This is a genomic window from Polaribacter sp. (assembly GCF_036480315.1).
Lineage (GTDB): Bacteria > Bacteroidota > Bacteroidia > Flavobacteriales > Flavobacteriaceae > Polaribacter.
The window spans coordinates 1-19021 of the sequence record NZ_JAZGGG010000018.1; the positions used below are offsets into that span (position 1 = coordinate 1).

At 28.7% G+C, this 19021-nt stretch carries 15 protein-coding genes; 6 read left to right on the forward strand and 9 right to left on the reverse strand.

Annotated features, from left to right (window positions below; genetic code table 11):
* Positions 1-284 precede the first annotated feature (284 nt).
* The 4 genes from V3V28_RS02975 to V3V28_RS02990 all read right to left on the reverse strand — a co-directional run bounded on the left by V3V28_RS02975 (position 285) and on the right by V3V28_RS02990 (position 3823).
* On the reverse strand, positions 285-917 hold the full coding sequence (locus V3V28_RS02975) for a phage tail protein (protein WP_331363540.1): 633 nt from the start codon (positions 915-917) through the stop codon (positions 285-287).
* Between the two features lie 163 nt (positions 918-1080).
* Positions 1081-1761, reverse strand: a complete 681-nt coding sequence (locus tag V3V28_RS02980) for a response regulator transcription factor (RefSeq protein ID WP_331363541.1) — start codon at positions 1759-1761, stop codon at positions 1081-1083.
* Positions 1758-2564, reverse strand: a complete 807-nt coding sequence (locus V3V28_RS02985; protein ID WP_331363542.1) for a sensor histidine kinase — start codon at positions 2562-2564, stop codon at positions 1758-1760. The genes V3V28_RS02980 and V3V28_RS02985 overlap by 4 nt, the downstream gene beginning before the upstream one ends.
* A gap of 902 nt (positions 2565-3466) precedes the next feature.
* Entirely contained in the window at positions 3467-3823 is a 357-nt protein-coding gene (locus tag V3V28_RS02990; protein WP_331363543.1) for a hypothetical protein, read from the reverse strand.
* A 179-nt stretch (positions 3824-4002) separates the two neighbouring features.
* Between V3V28_RS02990 and uvrC the strand changes: the two genes are divergently transcribed.
* Positions 4003-5799 (forward strand): excinuclease ABC subunit UvrC, encoded by a 1797-nt coding sequence (uvrC, locus tag V3V28_RS02995; RefSeq protein ID WP_331363544.1) that lies wholly within the window; start codon positions 4003-4005, stop codon positions 5797-5799.
* Entirely contained in the window at positions 5796-7994 is a 2199-nt protein-coding gene (locus V3V28_RS03000; RefSeq protein WP_331363545.1) for a patatin-like phospholipase family protein, read from the forward strand. The genes uvrC and V3V28_RS03000 overlap by 4 nt, the downstream gene beginning before the upstream one ends.
* A 77-nt stretch (positions 7995-8071) precedes the next feature.
* Here the strand turns inward: V3V28_RS03000 and V3V28_RS03005 are convergent, their stop codons facing one another.
* The 3 genes from V3V28_RS03005 to V3V28_RS03015 all read right to left on the reverse strand — a co-directional run bounded on the left by V3V28_RS03005 (position 8072) and on the right by V3V28_RS03015 (position 12230).
* Positions 8072-10327, reverse strand: coding sequence for an inorganic phosphate transporter (locus V3V28_RS03005; RefSeq protein ID WP_331363546.1), 2256 nt, complete (start codon positions 10325-10327; stop codon positions 8072-8074).
* 80 nt (positions 10328-10407) lie between these two features.
* Positions 10408-11637, reverse strand: a complete 1230-nt coding sequence (locus tag V3V28_RS03010) for a porin (protein WP_331363547.1) — start codon at positions 11635-11637, stop codon at positions 10408-10410.
* A 143-nt stretch (positions 11638-11780) separates the two neighbouring features.
* Positions 11781-12230, reverse strand: a complete 450-nt coding sequence (locus tag V3V28_RS03015; RefSeq protein ID WP_331363548.1) for a heavy metal-associated domain-containing protein — start codon at positions 12228-12230, stop codon at positions 11781-11783.
* Between the two features lie 92 nt (positions 12231-12322).
* Between V3V28_RS03015 and V3V28_RS03020 the strand changes: the two genes are divergently transcribed.
* A complete protein-coding gene (locus V3V28_RS03020) occupies positions 12323-13195 on the forward strand; it encodes a DMT family transporter (RefSeq protein WP_331363549.1) in 873 nt (290 codons plus the stop codon).
* A gap of 75 nt (positions 13196-13270) precedes the next feature.
* Here the strand turns inward: V3V28_RS03020 and V3V28_RS03025 are convergent, their stop codons facing one another.
* Both V3V28_RS03025 and V3V28_RS03030 read right to left on the reverse strand, forming a co-directional pair.
* Positions 13271-15319: a M16 family metallopeptidase gene (locus V3V28_RS03025; RefSeq protein ID WP_331363550.1), complete on the reverse strand. Its 2049-nt coding sequence runs from the start codon at positions 15317-15319 to the stop codon at positions 13271-13273.
* Positions 15320-15327: 8 nt separating this feature from the next.
* The gene (locus V3V28_RS03030; RefSeq protein WP_331363551.1) at positions 15328-16635 is read right to left on the reverse strand and encodes a M16 family metallopeptidase; all 1308 of its coding nucleotides are present in this window, start codon (positions 16633-16635) and stop codon (positions 15328-15330) included.
* A 266-nt stretch (positions 16636-16901) separates the two neighbouring features.
* Here V3V28_RS03030 and rplU point away from each other — a divergent pair, with 266 nt between their 5' ends.
* The 3 genes from rplU (at position 16902) to V3V28_RS03045 (ending at position 18918) form a co-directional block, all read left to right on the forward strand.
* A complete protein-coding gene (rplU, locus tag V3V28_RS03035) occupies positions 16902-17408 on the forward strand; it encodes a 50S ribosomal protein L21 (RefSeq protein ID WP_331363552.1) in 507 nt (168 codons plus the stop codon).
* 27 nt (positions 17409-17435) lie between these two features.
* Positions 17436-17696, forward strand: a complete 261-nt coding sequence (gene rpmA, locus V3V28_RS03040; RefSeq protein ID WP_331363553.1) for a 50S ribosomal protein L27 — start codon at positions 17436-17438, stop codon at positions 17694-17696.
* A 124-nt stretch (positions 17697-17820) separates the two neighbouring features.
* Entirely contained in the window at positions 17821-18918 is a 1098-nt protein-coding gene (locus tag V3V28_RS03045; RefSeq protein WP_331363554.1) for a hypothetical protein, read from the forward strand.
* Positions 18919-19021 lie beyond the last annotated feature (103 nt).

Below are 19021 nucleotides of genomic sequence, written 5' to 3' on the forward strand. Positions count from 1 at the left end.
TAGAACATCATCGTAAATCGAGTAATGATAATGATAATTTTATCCTTGAGTAAGCACGTTTGTTTTCGTACACCTGACTTTAGTCAGATTTAAAAACCTATGGACTTTAGTCCATAGTGGTTTAGTTCAGAAAAAAATTGAAATTGAAAGAGGATATTCTTTTTTTGCCAAAGAATATGTATTTAATTCTAAAGTTGATATTCTTAAAATGAATAAAAAAGGAAATATTGGAATTAAAAAGCCAGGTTTTAAATCTGACTTTTTAATATTTATATTAAAACAAATTAACTTCTTGGTGGGAAAATACCTTGCATGCATATAATATAATTCATCCCTAAAGATGGTTGTATGTTGTTAACAGCTGCACTTCCTCCTGTAGGATTTACTGTAACATTTACATCTATAGCAGGAATTATTGATACAGCGCTAGAAGATAAACCATTTAAAGTAATATCTGGAGTGGCAGTATTATACGATTGAGTAGGATCTGTTCCTCTGCCATTAACTTCATTACTAGCAGCTAAAGAAGCTCCTGCTGTTGGGGTGTGCATTGTCGCTTCAGAAGAACTCGCCATTAAATCTGATGTTATATTTACAGAAGTAGCTACGGTTTTACCACTAGCAGCATGCGTATGATTTGGTAATTGTGTTTGGTTTAAAATATTGTATTCTACACCAACTTTTTCTCCTAAAATACGTGTGCTTAATCCTGGCCCATGACCAGTTCCAACAGGAACTCTACTACGTAAATCTGGTAAACCAAAAGTAGTTCTACCATCTCCACCATAAGTGGTTCCTAAGATTGAAAATAAAGCTGTGTTTTGGTTTATTGCTAATAATTGTCCTTGGCAAAAAGCCCACTGTCTTGGTGCAAAGTTTCCAGCAAATAATTTAATGATTCCTATGAAATCGTCCATAATATAAAATTTTTAAGTTAATAAGTTTAGTTTGTGCATTAAGCACTTTCCAAATGTATACCTAACATTCAATTTGGTTTAGAGAACAAATTCGTAAAAATAAAAAAGGGTATAAATACTTATTTATTAAGTATTTATACCCTTTTGATTGAGTTAAACGCAACTATAAGTTAAAATCTGGTGTAATTTCTACTAATTTTTTTTGAATACCATAAATAACCAAGCCTGCAACATTTTTAGATTGTGTTTTTAGAAGAAGATTATTTCTATGACCTTCTACTGTTCTTGGACTTATAAAAAGTTTTTCTGCAATTTCTGAAGTAGTACATTGCTCACAAATTAACTCTAAAACATCTATTTCTCTTTTAGAAAGTAATTTTTTATCTAAATCGCTTTTTATACGTTTTCCACTAGATGATATAATATTTTCATGTATAATTTTTAATACTTTTTCATCATAATAAAAACCTTTTTCATACACTTCATTTATGGTATGAACTACCATTTTAGGACTTGTGTTTTTCAAAAGATAAGAAGAAGCACCAACATCTATCATATTGGTTATAAAAGATTTTCCATCATAACTTGTTAAGGCAATTATTTTTATATCTGGATGCGTTTTATGAATCACTTTAGTAGCTTCAACACCATTCATTTCTGGCATTTTTAAATCCATTAAAATAACATCAGGAAACTCTTCTGTATTTGCTATAAAGTCTATTAATTCTTTACCGTTTTCAGCTTCAAAAATAATATTGAAGTTTTGTTCTCTTGCTAATAAAAAATGAATTCCGCTTCTAAAAAGTTGTTCATCGTCTGCAATTACTATATTAATTTTTTTCATCTATGGGGATTTATAACAGTGATAATAATTTTAAAACCTTTGCCTTTTTTACTTTCTATACTATAATTACCTTCTAATAAAGCAACTCTACTTTCTATGTTTTTCATTCCTAATCCTTTTTGATGATTTTTATCTTCAGGATTAAAACCTACACCATTGTCTGAATACATAAAAAGTAAATTTTTATTTTTAGGAGTAATATCTAGAAAACTTTTTTTAGCCTTACCATGTCTTACCGAATTGTTAATTAACTCTTGTACAATTCTAAATATGTGTAGTTCTTTTTCTGGTTTTAAATATCCTTTCGGGTACTCTAAATTATATTGGATGTTAATTTTTCTACTGTTATTAAAAGAATCTGTAAGTTCTTCTAGCGCAGCTTTTAAACCAAATTTTTCTAAAATAGGCGGTAGTAAATTGTGCGCAATTTTTCTGGCGCTTTTTAATGTTTTGTCTGTAGCTTCTAGAATACTATCATTAACAATTGTGTATTCTTCTGCACTTAATTCACCATCTTTTAGAAGATTAGCATTTAAGTTAATTACGTTTAGTTTAGAGCTAATATCATCATGTAAGTCTTGGGCAATACGTTTGCGTTCTTTTTCTTGAGTAACAATTATAGATTTAATCATCTCTTTTTGATGATCTATTTCTAAATTCTTTTTCTCCAATTCTTTTTCCACTATTTTTTTTCTTGAGAAGAAGAAGAATAGTAGCAACGCAACTCCCATTAAAAGGAGTAATAATACACCTATTAGAACTATAGCTATCACTTGGTTTTCTTGAGTAAAGAATTCTTCCATTTAGGGGTTTTGAAAAGTCAAAACGAATTTACGGAAAAATATTGTTATAGTAAAGATAGCGGTTTATCTCATGCTAATAAAGAGTTTGCTTAAAATCGGGGGTTTATACGGGGTTCTTTTTTATTGATAAAATCACTAATTTTGAGGTAAAATCCCTGGTTTTCTAAAATTTTTATACCATTCTACAAAAATTAAGATTTGGTAAAACAAGTAAATGAAAGAATTTAACAACCACAATAACCCTAAAGTTTTAACGTGTAAATTACCTGCTGAAAATAACAAAGTGCTACAAATTAGGTATAAGAAAAAACCTGAATTAAAATAGATGAACTTTCTATTTTTAGAATCTATTTTTTCTACAAAAAAAATAAAACTAGAAATAATTAATGGTATTGAACACATTAAAATTTCTACAATGTTAAAGGCTAGTAATGATTTTGGATTTAAAATAAAAAATGTAATTAGAAAAAAAGGAATAATAAAGAGGCTATACTTTAAGATGATCTTTAAAATTTTACTTTTTAAAATATTTATAAATAATAAAGAGATTAAAATAAATTGACCAATATTGAATATATGGAAGTAAAATAAGTTGTTAATTTTTTTTGAAGCAAGGTATGAACTTATAAATTGAATAACTAAACTTAAAATTAAATAGAAATAGATATACTTATATGTAATTGGTTTTTTTTTATAATAAATGCTGTATAAAATAACATTTATTAATAAAACCCAATATCCTGAATAGATAATGCTTTTACGTAATAAAAAAATAGTATCCATCTAATGTTTTAAATAAATTGAAATATAATAATATAGATATAATTTTAAACAAAAAATGAATTAAATTTTTGGTTAGAACTAGAAAGTTGTCATTTAAATGACAACTTTCTAGTATATTCTTAACCACCATTTATAGGGCTATCGTCATCACAAACAGACGGACATGGTTCAGAAAAGTCATAAATATCACCACCATCGCCAATAGCTCTTAAATCTGATTTTGGTATAGTAATCATATCTTTACCTTGTGCGTTTACACCTACAATTAATAATTTTTCTACGTTGTTTTCATCAACACCTAAATAGCCTCTAATACTTGCCACTCCTTTTTCGTTTATTACTTCTTGTAAATCTATTAAAGGGATGTTGAAAGCAAAGCACTCATTATGAGTGTTGTAAGAAGATTCTTCATCTCTCCATCTTTTCACCCAGTTTTGAGCTGTTGTTAACGGAATTGCGTTTACATTGTTGTTCATCGTTTTTAATTTAAGTTTATAAATAAGTTTGGTTAAGCACTAAAAATATATAAAATAGTTTAAAGTATCGTATTAATACTCAAAATTTAGCTTAAAAACAGGTGTTTTTACCTGTTCTTTAATGTGTTTTTTAAGAAATTTACTACAACAAGTATTGTAAAAATGTGTATTTTCGTTCTATGTCAACACCTTTAGATTTACAAGTTAAAACGTTACCAAATGAACCTGGTGTATATCAATATTTCGATAAAAATGACGTAATTATCTATGTTGGTAAGGCAAAAAATCTAAAAAAGAGAGTTACTTCTTACTTTAATAAAAATCATGAAAATGGTAAAACACGTGTTTTAGTAAAAAAAATAGTACACATAAAACACATTGTTGTAGAGACGGAAACGGATGCTTTATTATTAGAAAATAATTTAATTAAAAAATACAAACCACGGTATAATATTTTATTAAAAGACGATAAAAGTTACCCTTGGTTGTGTATAAAAAAAGAACGTTTTCCAAGAATTTTTATGACACGTAGAGTTATAAAAGATGGTTCAGAATATTTTGGACCTTACACTTCTGTAAGAACGGTTAGAGTTTTATTAGACTTAATAAAAGAGTTGTATCCATTAAGAACTTGTAAGTTCGATTTAAGTCAGCAAAATATAAATGAAGGCAAATATAAAGTCTGTTTAGAGTATCATCTTAAAAATTGTAAAGGTGCTTGTGAAGGGTTAGAAACAGAAGCAAACTATAATAACTCTATCAAAGAAATTAAAAATATTATTAAAGGGAATTTTAAAGAAAGTCTAGAAAAATTCAATGAAATGATGCTGCGTTATGCTGAAAACATGGACTTTGAAGAAGCTCAAAAAATTAAAGAAAAACTCAATTTATTAAGTAACTATCAGTCAAAATCTACTATTATAAATCCGTCTATTAACAATGTAGATGTTTTTTCTATTATTTCTGATGAAACACACGGTTATGCAAATTTTTTAAAGATTTCTAATGGGTCTATTATACAATCTCATACCACAGAAATTAAAAAGAAATTAGACGAAACGGATAAAGAAATGTTAGAATTGTTTATTGTTGAAATTAGACAACGTTTCGATTCTCAATCGCCAGAACTATATGTTCCTTTTAAAGTAGATTTGGGTGAAGAATTAAAAGTTACTGTTCCAAAATTAGGTGACAAAAAACGCATTGTTGAGCTTTCTGAAAGGAATGCAAAGTATTTTAGAATGGAGCAGTTTAAGCAAATAAAAATTGTTGATCCAGATAGGCATGTAAAAAGAATTATGGCGCAAATGAAAAAAGATTTACGCCTTTCTGTAGAACCAAGACATATAGAATGTTTCGATAATTCGAACATTCAAGGAACGCACCCTGTTGCTGCTTGTGTGGTTTTTAAAGATGGAAAACCAAGTAAAAAAGACTATAGGCATTACAATATAAAAACAGTTGTTGGGCCAGATGATTTTGGTTCTATGGAAGAGGTGGTTTTTAGAAGGTACAAGCGGTTGTTAGATGAAGAACAATCTTTGCCACAGTTAATTATTGTAGATGGAGGAAAAGGACAATTGTCTTCTGGTTTAAAAGCTTTAGAAGATTTAGGTTTAAGAGGAAAAATTGCAATTATTGGTATTGCAAAACGATTGGAAGAAATTTATTATCCAGATGATCCTATTCCTTTATATTTAGATAAAAAATCTGAAACTTTAAAGATTACCCAGTATTTAAGAAACGAAGCGCACAGATTCGGTATTACATTTCATAGAAATAAACGAAGTAAAAGTGCCATAAAATCTGAACTAGAGCAAATTCAGAATGTTGGTAAACAGACGATTACAACTTTATTGCTTAAATTTAAATCGGCAAAAAGAGTTAAAGAAGCTTCATTAGAAGATTTAAAAACAGCAATTGGGCATTCTAGAGCCATGAAAGTTTATAATTTTTATCACAAAAAAGAAGTATGAAAATAAAGTTATTTCTCCTATTTATTCTTATTTCATTCAGTATTAATGCACAACAAAAACAACCAAAAGTAGGTTTGGTGTTAAGTGGTGGTGGTGCAAAAGGATTTGCACATATTGGTGTTTTAAAAGAAATTGATAAAGCAGGTTTACAGATAGATTATATTGGAGGAACAAGTATGGGCGCAATTGTAGGTGGTTTATATGCCGTTGGCTATTCTGGTGAACAAATAGAAAAAATTATCCTAGAAACCGATTTCGTTTCTTTATTACAAGATAAATTACCAAGAAGTTCAGAAACTTTTTTCGAAAAAGAATTTGGAGAAAAAACAATGGTAACCTTACCTGTTAAAAATGGCTCTATAGGTTTGCCACGTGCTGTTTCTAAAGGTCAGAATGTTTTAAATTTATTGTTAGAGTTGTTAGATTCTGTAGAAGGTATTACAGATTTTACAAAACTCCCTATTCCTTTTTTTTGCATTGCTACAAATATTGAAAATGGAGAAGCTGTTTTGTTAGAAAATGGTTCTTTACCTTTGTCTTTAAGAGCAAGTAGTTCTTTTCCTACCTTATTAAACCCTGTTACTTTAAAGGGTAAATTGTTGGTTGATGGAGGAGTTGCAAATAATTTTCCTGTTACTATAATGAAATCTAAAGGTGTAGATATTATTATAGGAGTAGATGTGGAAGGTGAATTAAATCAAAAAGAAAAACTAAATTCTGTTTTAGATATTATGAGTCAGATAGTAAGTTATCAGATGTATAAAAAAACAGATAAAGAAAAAGAAAAGCTAGATGTATTTATTCATCCAGAAATTAAAGGATACAATGTTGTAAGTTTTGATGAAAAAGAGGAAATTTTACAAAAAGGGGAAATTGAAGCTGTTAAATTTAAAGAAGTTTTTAAAGAATTAGCTGCAAAACAAATTAAAAGAAAACCAAAAATAAGTATTGAAAGAGATACAAAGAAAAGATACATTTCTAAAATAGAGATTAAAGGATTAGAAAAGTATTCACGTGCTTTTATTCTTGGAAAACTAAACATTAAAGTTGGCGATAGCATTTCTAGAAGAGAAATAACAGAGAAGATTTACTTGCTTTCAGCAACAAAAAATCATGAAACCATTCATTATAACATCATAAAAAATAAGGGTAAAGGATATCAGTTAACTTTTTCTTTAAAAGAATCTAATGACAATGCTTCTGTAAAAATAGGAGTTCATTATGATAACTTATATAAATCTGGAATTTTAGCAAACTATAATCAGAAGCGGTTATTAATTAATAATGATTTATTTTCTTTGGATGTAGTTCTTGGGGATAATTTAAGGTACGATTTAAATTACTTTGTAGATAATGGTTTTTATGTAAGTTATGGTTTTAAATCTAGATACAATCATTTTAGAGCCAACTCTAAATATGAGCCAGTAGTTTCTCAATTTCCTACAATTAATAGTATCAATTTAAAATATACAGATATTACAAATCAGTTCTTTGTTCAAACTACTTTCGAAAGAAAATTTGCTTTAGGTTTAGGTTTAGAACATAAAAATATTAATGCATCAACAGAAACTGTAACTATTAATAACAAGGGTTTAGTTATCGATAAAAGTAATTATTTTAATGCTTTTGGTTATTTAAAACTCGATACTTACGATAAAAAATATTTTGCAACTAAAGGATATTTTGCAGATTTGAATTTTAAATGGTACATCGCTTCATCGGATTATAATAATGATTTTAAAGTGTTTTCTCAAGCTAAAGGAACTATTGGTTTTGCAACTACTTTTAGTGATCGATTTACATTTCAAAATACAAACGAAGCTGGTTTTTCTTTAGGAAATACGAATTCTAATATATTTAATTTTTATTTAGGAGGTTACAATCAAAACTACGTAAATACTTTTGTTTCTTTTTATGGTTATGATTTTGCAGAATTATCTAACAATTCATTTTTAAAGTCAGAATTTGATGTTAGATATAGAGTAGGAGATAGCCATTATTTTTCTGTAATAGCAAATTATGCAAGACTAGAAAGTAATGTTTTTAAAGATATAGATATATTTAGTAGTATTAAATCTGGTTATGCTCTTGGTTATAGTTATGACTCGTTTATTGGGCCAATAGAAATTAAATATAGTTGGTCTCCAGATACAAACAAAAGTCACTGGTTATTTAATTTAGGGTTTTGGTTTTAGAAGTTTTATAAAAAAATAAGAACAAAAAAAACCATGAAAAGCTTCATGGTTTTTTGTTTTTATAATAATTGTAATTATTATTCCTCTATTTGTTTTGTACTTAAATGAAACTCCTCATATGTTTGAAGTAAGTTAATTAAAGCACCAATTAAATCTTTAGTTTCTAGTAATACACTAAAGTATAAAGTTGTGTTTTTAGGACTTGTTTCATCAGTTCTAATTCTTGCAACTTGTTTTTCAATAGAAGTAGAAACATCATTTATTAATACTTGTTTTCTTACTAAAATATCTTCTAAATTGTCAAAATCTCTGTTTTCAAAAACATCTGCAACCTTACTTAACAATTCTGTTAATTGGTTATCTATTGTTTTTAAATCTTTTAATTGACCTTTCTTAAGGTTTTTATGATTGTTATTTACGTGTTTGTAACTAGCTCTAGAAATATAGCTAATAGATTGTGCTACATCTTGTAAATATCCTAGCACCATAATGTAAAATCTACTTGCTTCAACAGAAGTTTCATCTAGTGATTTAATAAAGTAGAAAACACCGTCTTTTAATCCGTCTATCTCATCATTTAACTTACCAACGTGTTTATCTGTTTTACGTAATTTATTTAAATCGTGATTCGCTAAATCGTTTACAACATTCGTGTATAATTTATTTACACGAGTTGCAACCTCAGTAATATGATCTGCACTTTCTTCAATTACTCCATTTATCGTAATTAATTCTGATCTTTCGATATAAACTTGTTTCTTAACTTCTTTCGATTTTTTTTTATGAATTAATGTATTTCTTCCAATTAAAAACGCAACTAACGCTAATAAAATAGGAATCATAACAATATGCCAGCTTATTAAATATGCTACAATTGCTGCTGCAAAAAATGCGGTAATTGCTGTTAAGAACCAACCTCCAACTACATTAATAACTCCTGCAACTCTATACACTGCACTTTCACGCCCCCAAGCTCTATCTGCTAAAGATGTTCCCATTGCAACCATAAATGTTACATAAGTAGTTGATAATGGTAATTTCATCGATGTTGCTATAGATATTAAAATACCAGCAACAATTAAGTTTACTGATGCTCTAACCATATCAAACGCAGGCATTTCGTACGTTTTATCTTTTGGTAATTCAATTACTGGTTTCTGAAATTTAGTATCTATAAAAGCAAGTGTCTTTTTAGGAACAATCATACTAATTCCAGCATTAATTCCCATTGCAGCTCTTACTACAACTCTAGATAATGGATTTGGTTGAAACTTCTCATGTCCTTCTCCTTGTCTAGATAAATCGATACCAGTTTTAATTACATTCTGTGCTTTACTAGATGTCCATAAAGTAACTACCATAATTGCTCCTGCTAATAAAAGCAACCAAACATTAGAAGGTACTTTTTTAGCTAAAATTCCCATTGAAAATGTATCAGCAGAAACTCCAGAAACACTCCAGGCTTCGTAAGAATTCCAGGCTGCAATTGGTACACCAACAAAGTTTACCAAATCGTTACCAGAAAATGCCATTGCTAATGAGAATGTTCCAACTCCAATAATTAATTTAAGAACATTTACTTTAAAGAAACTTATTAATGCTTGAGATATTAAACTCCAAGCCACAAAACTTCCAAAAATAATTAATACCGTATTTCCTTCAATTAAATACTTAATGTCTTTATACCAAGGAGTTCCTTTCATTCCTTTAATAATGATAAAGTATGTAATTGCAGTAATTGCAAAACCACCGAATAAAGCACTAATATAACTTGCTCTTTTTTCGAAATTGAAAGAATAAATTAACCTAGAAGCAAACTGAACTAATGCTCCAACAGAAAAAGCAACTACTACAGATAATAAAATTCCGTTTATAATTTCTAACGCTTTTTTATGGTTGATGTAGTTCCAAATATCAGAAATTGATTGAGAATCGTTTGCAGATATTTTAATTAATGAAATACAAACCGCAGCTCCTAATAATTCAAATACAATAGAAACGGTAGTTGAGGTTGGCATTCCAAGTGAATTAAAGATATCTAATAATAGAATATCTGTAATCATTACTGCCATAAAAATGAACATAATGTCTTGGAACATAAACATATTAGGGTTAAAAATCCCTTTACGTGCAACTTCCATCATTCCACTAGAAGTAATTGCTCCAAAGAATACACCTAAACTAGCAATTATCATAATATTTCTAACTGATATTGCTTTTGAGCCAATTGCTGAATTTAAAAAGTTTACAGCATCATTACTAACTCCTACTACTAAATCTACAATAGCTAAGACAGCTAAAGCGACTAACATTAAAATATATGGATCTCCCATTTTGTTAATTTAATTTTTGTTTTACAAACTTACAACTACAAATAGATGTGAATGTTACGGTTATGTTATTTTAATGTATTTTAAAAATGAATATCTACTTGTAATCTATATAACAGTTGATTGGTCTTAAAACCAATATCTGTATAGCTTAAATCTGTTTGTACTTTTAAACTATGACCAGCAATGTATTTAGACAAACCTAAAGTATATTGATTTTCGGTGCCTTTTCCTGTAATACTCTTATCTAAAGAGATGTTTGTGTAGCGAGCTGAAACTTCAACCGTTTTAGAAAGTAAATAACCTGTTTGTAAATTTAAACCATTACCAATTTGTACAATCATTTGATCTCCATCACTATCTAATAAAGCAGTTCCATCAGAGTTTTTTGCAAAAGCATCTTTTGCGTCTCTACTAGCGTATTCTGCCATAAAAGAAAAACCTTTATGTTTATACATAGCATCAATAAAGAGTGTAGAAATATTTGTGGTATAAAAACCACCTGTATTATTTGCCATATAAGAACCTTGGTTACTTCTAGTTTTTGCTGCATGGTTATTAAAATCATAAGCAAAACCAAAAGCTAATTTTGGGTTTTGTTCAAATTTTAAATCACTTCCTTTATAATCTCCTTTACTTGCAAAATTTCCGAAAGGCAATAATTCAACTCTAGTTGTGTATTGATGACCACCAATATTTCCTGTAGTAATGTTTCTTCCTTCTCCTTGTGCAATAGAAAAAATTTCTTTTACTAAAAAGGTGTCTGTAAGATTAAAATGATGTCTTACTTGAATTCCAAAATCTCTATCAATAGTAAACCTGCTATTTAACAAAGACCTGTCTACTTGTTGCAAGTTTGCAGAAGAAATAACACGCTCTCTATTTCCTGGTAATTTTGTTTGACCAAACCATAAAACAAAATCTCCAGAGAAATTCCATTTTAAAACTGCGTCTAAAATATATCTTGGTGCGTTGTGTGTGTATTTTGAAGCTCCGGATTGATCTCTGTTGGATAAACCTAATTCTAATTTGTATTTTAATTTTGGTGAAAAAGCAAAACCATCGAACTTTAGACGAGATCGTCTAATTAGCATAGATGCTTCATGATTAGATAGTCCATTACTAGCATCCCAGGAAGAAGTTGCAAGTGATTGAAATCTTAATCCAATTTTCATAGAAAAAGTACTGTCTTTTCCTACTAAATTAAATAATCCTTTACCAAACTGTGGTGCATTGGTTTCTTGTGCATTCACGTTTAAAAAAGCAGAAATACAAATTACAGTTACTACATTTTGTAGTATTGATAATTTCATAATTATTAGTTTTTGTCGCTACAAATAACCGCCAACCATGTTAACTTAATGTTAATGGAACATTAAAAAATTAAAAAAAAAAGCCCATCTTAATTTAAAGTTGGTCTTTTTTATTTTTTAAAAAGAAAGGTAATTTAAAAAATCTATGATTTTATATCTTTACAACAAGCCATTTTACAGTCTTCTTTGCATTCTTTTTTATCAGTCATTTTATGTTCGCATTTTTCTTTACAAGCATCAGAGCAAACATGTTCTTTAGTTTTAGTTGAGGTTGTGCATTCTGAAGCTTTGTATAAATCTCCACCAGCAATACCATCTACAAAAGCAATTAAATCTTTTTTAGAAGTTGTATTTGCATCAAACTCTATATTTGCAATACTATCAGTAAAGACAACTTTTGCATCTAAAACACCTTCTTTTTTAGATAATTTAGATTGAATTGTTTTTGCACATCCAATCTCACAAGTCATTCCAGAAATAGCCAACGCAACAGTTTCTTTTTTTACATCGGTTTTTACTGTTTTGCTTTCTTTACATCCTGTTAAAATAAAACAAGCAATTACAATTGAAAATAATATTTTTTTAGTTGTCATAATATTTAGTGATTAAATTATACTGCAAATTTATCAATATTAAGATTGATATCTAAAGATTTGTCGGACTTTTGCTAAATATTTCTATAAAAATGAACATTCAGCAGAAAAAGTGGCTTTATTTAATTTTACTTTCTATAGTTTGGGGAAGTTCTTTTATTTTGATGAAAAAAGCATTAATAGGTTTAACTCCAATTCAATTAGGTGCTTTGCGCGTACTTATTGCAAGTTTATTTTTATTATTAATTGGCTTTAAGAGTTTAAAAGAAATTAAGAAAAGACATTATAAACATATAATTTCAACAGCACTTTTAGGTACTTTTTTTCCAGTCTTTTTATTTGCGTATGCAGTAAACGGTATTGATAGTTCTATTGCTTCAATATTAAACTCACTAACACCTTTTAATACATTTATTGTTGGAGCTTTAGCGTTTGGTTTTACTTTTAAAAAGCAACAATTATTTGGAATTATTATTGGCTTATTAGGTACAGTTTTGTTGATTTTAAAAGGAGCAGATTTAAATCCAAATCAAAATTACTGGTTTTCTATATTGGTTATTATTGCTTCTATTGGATATGCTTTTAATGTAAATATTGTAAAAAAACATTTACATGATATTAGTGCATTAAGTATTGTAGCGGGTAATTTTTTGTTGTTAGTTATTCCTTCATTTGTAGTATTGTATTTTACAGATTTTTTTAACACATTTGAGTATACAGAAACAAAGCTAACTGCTTTGGGTTATATTACCATTTTAGCTGTTTTAGGAACAGGAATCGCAAAAGTATTTTACAATAAAATGGTGCATTTGGCTTCGCCAATTTTTGCTTCTTCGGTAACTTATTTAATACCAATTGTTGCTGTTTTTTTGGGTGTTTTAGATGGAGAGAGATTAGGTCCAATTCAAATATTTGCAGGAACCATTATTCTGCTTGGCGTTTATTTGGTGAATAAGAAGAAGTAAATTAGTATCAAAAATAAAAAAAGAGCCAAGAATTAAATCTTGACTCTTTTACCTATTTTCTAACTTCTTTTAAATTTATTTAAAATCAGCATCAGATACTCCTTTGTTTATTTTAATTTCTTTAATAACGAAGCTTAATTCCATTGGACCCATTTTTTTACTAATAGTATGTGGAAATTTAATTCCGTTTACTTCCTTGTAGTCAGAGAAAAAAGTTGGTACTTTTATTTCTTTCCCATTTGGTCCTTTTTCGTTACTTACTTCTTTTATTTTTAAACCAGATTTAATGTCATAGAAAAATTCAGAATTATTGTATTCTAAAACAATAGCATTTTTACCATCTATAGGCTCAATTCGTACTAATTTACCAGACGAATATTCTAGATCACTAAAAATAGCATTTTCATTTTTTGCTTCCGTAATTTTTTCAGTAGACATTTCTGTTTTTTGACCTCTTGCCTCTGTATATCCTTTTATGCCATCAAAAATAGTTTTTTGCATTGTATTACCCATAACAGAAATTTCTTGCGAAGTTTTATTTGGGGCTGATGCTTTTAGTGTCATAACTAACGGTGTTCCTTGTATTGTTGCATTTGCCACCATCATAGTGGTTTTAACTGCCATTACTTTATCCTTACCACCAATTGCTTCAATATATTTATTTACAACAGATTTAGCCGTCATTCCATTAGGAATAGGTAATGTCATTGGTGGTTTAACGGTTGCATTTCCTTCTTTATCAAAATAGTTTATTACATAATCTGTTTTTTCTAAATTCTTAAGAACATCAATTCCTTTACCAGTAACCATTATTCTAGCTTTATTTCCTCTAAAGTATTTAATTGCTGCGTTTTGAACATCGTCTACAGTAACAGAATTAATATTTTTAATATAGTTAGCATAAAAATCTTCTGGTAAATGATAAAGCGCAATGTTTAAAGCATAGTTAGCAGCTGTTGCAGGCTTTTGAACGTCCATTACAAAACCACCAATATATTCTTCTTTAGCGTCTTGTAATTCTTTTTCAGTCACCTTTTGGTAACGTATTCTGTTTATTTCTTTTTGTATTTCAACAACAGAGCTATCTGTAACTATGTTTCTAACACTTGCTGTTGCTTTAAAAACACCAGTTTGTCTACTTTGATTAACTCTAGAGTAAGAGCCATAAGTGTATTTTTTATCTTCTCTTAAGTTGTTAAAAAGTCTTGCAGAACCACCGCCGCCAAGAATCTTATTAGCTAATAATGAAGCATAATAATCTTTGTCTCCTAAAGTTAAATCGATGCTGTTTACAATTGAAATTTCAGACTGATTTGCATTAGACATGTTTACAAAGTTAATTTCTGTAGTAGAAACATTTTTTGGTTTAGGAAAACTAGAAACAGGAATTTCTCCTTTTTTCCAATCAGAAAATAAACTTTTTACTAATTTTTTAGTTTCCGTTGGTTTAATATCTCCAACAATTATTAAATACCCGTTGTTAGGTTTGTAATACGTATTAAAGTTATTTTTAACATCATCTAAAGTAATATTACTAACTGTTTTATTACTTGTAAATTCTCCATAAGGATGATTTTTACCATACACTAAAATACTTTCAACTCTAGCTGCAATTGCAGGAATATCTTTCTCTTGAGACTTTAAACTTTCTATAGTTACTTGTTTCTCTTTGTCAAATTCTTCTTGAGAAAACTGTGAGTTTTTTACTCCATCTGCCATTAAACCTAATACTTCTGGAAAGTATTTTTTTAATGATCTAGCCGAAGCTCCTGTGCTAAAAAAGTTAATACTTGCTCCTAAAAAATCTACTTTTTCATTGAACTCATCTTTTGTAATGTTCGTTGTTCCTCTACCTAATAAACTTCCCATCATTCCAGATACTCCAGCAATACTTCCTTCAACATAAGGTTGGTTGTCCATTCTTAAAGTTGCTGCAACTCTTGGTAATTTGTGGTTTTCTACCATAATTACAGTTAGTCCGTTATCTAAAGTAAATTTTTCTGCATTACCTAGTTTTACAACAGGATCTGGTCCTGGAGTAGGCATCTTACTTCTGTCTATTTGCGCAGTTACGCTAAAAGACATTGTTATAATTGCTAATATTGATAAAATTTTTGTCTTCATCTTTTATATTATTTTTTCTTAGGTAAATATTCTAATATTAATCTCTGATTTGTATTTAAGTATTTCTTGGCAACAGCTCTAATTTCTTCACGAGTAACAGATCTATAAATATCTATTTCCGAATTAATTAAATTAGTATCTCCATACATTACATGGTATCTTGCTAAAGAATTTGCAATACCAACAACACTAGAGTTAGAATTAACATATCTATTTTCAAATTGATTCTGAATTTTCTGAAATGCTCTTTCTGAAATTAAATTTGTTTGAATTTTTACAATTTCTTCGTCCATTTCTTTTACTAACTCATCTAAAGTTACTTTTCCTAAAGGAAGAGAGAATAATGCGTAAATACCATAATCTTGTTGACTAACATTTACTGCTTGCACAGCTAAAGCTTGTTTTTTAGTATCTACCATCTTTTTGTATAAAACAGAGCTTTTTCCACCACTTAAATACGTAGAAATCATATCTAAAACTTTAGAATCTCTAGCTTTAAAAGATGGCGTTCTATAGGCAGCAACTACAGCTGGTATTTGAATGTTTTCATCATAAGAAGTTGCTCTAAACTCTTTGGTAATTGGTTTTTCTTTAGGGAAATTTCTAACTACATCTGCTCCTCTTGGTATTGGGCCAAAGTAATCTTTTATCATTTTTTTAGCAGAAGTAAAATCAATATCACCTGCAACAACTAAAGTTGCATTATTTGGTACATAATATTTTTTATTAAAAGCTAAAAACTCTTCTAAAGTTGCCGCATCTAAATGTTCCATATACCCAACATTAGGGTCTTTATATGGATGCACTTTAAATATATTTTTAGAAATTTCAGCTAAAATATTAGAATATGCTCTTGTGCGTTCTCTTTTTTCTTCTTTTACAATTTCATTTTGAGTATCAACACCTTCTTGTTTAATAATTGGGTGTAATAAACGTTCAGATTCCATCCATAAACCTAATTCTAATTTGTTAGAAGGAAATACTTCATAATAGTAAGTTCTGTCTTGTGATGTTGTACCACTCATTCTACCACCATTAGAAGATACAATTTTCATCCATTCTCCTCTACCTATGTTTTCTGTTCCTTCAAACAATAAATGTTCAAAGAAATGGGCAAACCCAGTTCTTTCTCTACTACCATCTTTACCACCTACACCATACATTACAGATGTTATAATAACTGGTGCGGATTTGTCTTGGTGCAATATTACATGCATTCCGTTATCTAATTTGTACTCTTCAAACTCCACCTTTTGTGCATTTGCAGAAACCACAAATAACAATGCTGAAGCAAGAGATAAAATACTGTTTTTCATTGATTTTTATTTAGTTAATAATTGATGTTTAATGTGACGCTGATTCGTATAACTTGTTACAAAAAAGCTTAACAAATATATAAGTACACCAAAAAAGTAGCAAGATTTTAAGCAAGAATAAAGTTAAAAATTACTTTATACTATTGATTTTGATTGAATTATTTTTGTATTAAAGATTGTACAATACTAAAAAATAAGTATATTTGCACCCGCATTTTCATTAGGTTAATGCAAAATAATTAGTATAAATACGCAAAACAAATAGTATGTACGCAATCGTAGAGATAGCAGGGCAGCAGTTTAAAGTAGCAAAAGACCAAAAAGTATACGTTCATCGTTTACAAGGAGAAGAAGGATCAAAAGTAACTTTTGATAACGTTCTTTTACTAGACAACGCAGGAAGTGTAACAATTGGCGCCCCAGCTATAGAAGGAGCCTCAGTAACGGCCAAAATTTTAAGTCACTTAAAAGGTGATAAAGTAATCGTCTTCAAAAAGAAAAGAAGAAAAGGTTACCAAAAGAAAAATGGACACAGACAGTATTTAAGCGAGATTCAAATTGAATCTATTGCTGCATCTGGTGCTAAAAAAACAGTTAAAAAAGAAGCTGCTCCAAAAAAGGTAGCTGCTCCTAAAGCTGAAGTAAAAAAAGAAGCTACAACAGATTATAGTTCTATGACTGTTGCAGAATTAAAAGCAGCTGCTAAAGAACAAGGTATCTCTGGATATACTTCTTTAAAGAAAGCTGAATTAATAGAGGCTTTAACTAAATAAAAAATTCAATTTTAAAACCATAGTATCATGGCACATAAAAAAGGAGTAGGTAGTTCGAAGAATGGTAGAGAATCAGAATCGAAACGTTTAGGCGTAAAGATTTTTGGTGGTCAAGCAGCAATTGCTGGTAACATCATTGTTCGTCAAAGAGGAACAACTCACAATCCAGGTGAAAACGTTTACATGGGTAAAGATCATACTTTACATGCAAGAGTTGACGGTGTTGTAGAATTCCGTAAGAAAAAAGACAATAGATCTTATGTTTCAATAACTCCATTCGAAGTTTAGAAAATTAAGACTTTAAAAATTAAAAAAAGCTCAAACATTTATTTGTTTGAGCTTTTTTGTTTTTAGAACATTCAATTATTTTAATTCGGTTTGTTTGGTTAACTTTATGGTTCAATCTTATTTCATGAAATTTATCCTTCAAATTATTCTTCTTTTTTCAATTTTTAATATTATAGCACAAACAGAAGGAGCTTCACAAGAAAATTTTACTCATAAATTAGAAGAACTTATTTTAGAAACAAAAACAGATTCGACTAATTATTATCTAAAACAATTAAAAGAATCTAGCTACAAATCAATTTTAGAAAAAATAGTTTTTAAAAAAGAGGTTTCTTATGCGGAATATTATCGTTTTACTTCAAGAACTGGAAACAGACGTTCCATAAATTACAAGAAAGTTTCCAACTATATTAACTCTTTTGTGGAAGAACCAATAAATAAAAAGAAAATAGATTTAGATTATGTAAGTATAAAATGGACACAAGTTTCTAAATTAAGAGATGAAGGAGATTTAAATGAAGCATCTAAAATACAAACAACATTAGATGATTATGTAAATAAATTTAATGATTCTGAAATAGAAGTTTTAGCAGCTAAAACAAAAATTACTACGCATCAAATTGTAATGTATTTAATTCAGAAAGACACTGAAAATGGAAAGAAATTAGTTTTAAAAGGCCTAGAAACCGCAAAAAAATTAAACGATAAAGAATTACAAATTATTTTCTTGTATCATTTATCAGACTTTTTAATTGAAGAGAGAAAACTACAAGAATATATAGATGTTAGTGAGCAAAGCCTTCAGTTAGATAAAGAATTAACGGAACATTCATCCTACTATCACAGTACTATAGAGCATTTAATTGATGCTTATATTTATAAAGGAGGAAATAATAAAAGAGTAGTTACATTAATAAATGAGTTGTATGATTTTGCGTCTACTAGAATTCATACTTATACTTTATACACAAAGTTAGTTTCTCATTTAAAGAAAGATTCTCCTCTTATAAATGAAGTTTTAAATAAATTTGAAGTTAAAAACGTGCCAGAATTGGTTTCTAAATTCCAAGTTTTAGGGAAAGATTTAAACTCGAATGATTTCTTTCATTTAGTGAATGGAAGTTCTATTGCACTTGAGGCTCATGGACATTATGATTTAGCACTTAGGTATAAGCAAAAAGCAATTGATCTTACTCAAAAAATTTATTGGTCTCAAATATAGTTAAAACTATGCACTTTAGTGCATCTCGCTTTAGCTTCTAAAAATGTTTACCTTTGTCTTATGTCAAAACAAAGAACAAATGGTCATACTGTTTCAAGATTAA

Excerpts from the sequence above, each read along its gene's own strand:
- V3V28_RS03020 (WP_331363549.1), top strand. The coding sequence starts at position 12,323 with ATGAACATTCAGCAGAAAAAGTGGCTTTATTTAATTTTACTTTCTATA.
- V3V28_RS03015 (WP_331363548.1), bottom strand. The coding sequence starts at position 12,230 with ATGACAACTAAAAAAATATTATTTTCAATTGTAATTGCTTGTTTTATT.
- V3V28_RS02985 (WP_331363542.1), bottom strand. The coding sequence starts at position 2,564 with ATGGAAGAATTCTTTACTCAAGAAAACCAAGTGATAGCTATAGTTCTA.
- V3V28_RS03025 (WP_331363550.1), bottom strand. The coding sequence starts at position 15,319 with ATGAAGACAAAAATTTTATCAATATTAGCAATTATAACAATGTCTTTT.
- V3V28_RS02990 (WP_331363543.1), bottom strand. The coding sequence starts at position 3,823 with ATGAACAACAATGTAAACGCAATTCCGTTAACAACAGCTCAAAACTGG.
- rpmA (WP_331363553.1), top strand. The coding sequence starts at position 17,436 with ATGGCACATAAAAAAGGAGTAGGTAGTTCGAAGAATGGTAGAGAATCA.
- V3V28_RS03000 (WP_331363545.1), top strand. The coding sequence starts at position 5,796 with ATGAAAATAAAGTTATTTCTCCTATTTATTCTTATTTCATTCAGTATT.
- rplU (WP_331363552.1), top strand. The coding sequence starts at position 16,902 with ATGTACGCAATCGTAGAGATAGCAGGGCAGCAGTTTAAAGTAGCAAAA.
- V3V28_RS03010 (WP_331363547.1), bottom strand. The coding sequence starts at position 11,637 with ATGAAATTATCAATACTACAAAATGTAGTAACTGTAATTTGTATTTCT.
- V3V28_RS02980 (WP_331363541.1), bottom strand. The coding sequence starts at position 1,761 with ATGAAAAAAATTAATATAGTAATTGCAGACGATGAACAACTTTTTAGA.
- V3V28_RS03005 (WP_331363546.1), bottom strand. The coding sequence starts at position 10,327 with ATGGGAGATCCATATATTTTAATGTTAGTCGCTTTAGCTGTCTTAGCT.
- uvrC (WP_331363544.1), top strand. The coding sequence starts at position 4,003 with ATGTCAACACCTTTAGATTTACAAGTTAAAACGTTACCAAATGAACCT.
- V3V28_RS03030 (WP_331363551.1), bottom strand. The coding sequence starts at position 16,635 with ATGAAAAACAGTATTTTATCTCTTGCTTCAGCATTGTTATTTGTGGTT.
- V3V28_RS03045 (WP_331363554.1), top strand. The coding sequence starts at position 17,821 with ATGAAATTTATCCTTCAAATTATTCTTCTTTTTTCAATTTTTAATATT.
- V3V28_RS02975 (WP_331363540.1), bottom strand. The coding sequence starts at position 917 with ATGGACGATTTCATAGGAATCATTAAATTATTTGCTGGAAACTTTGCA.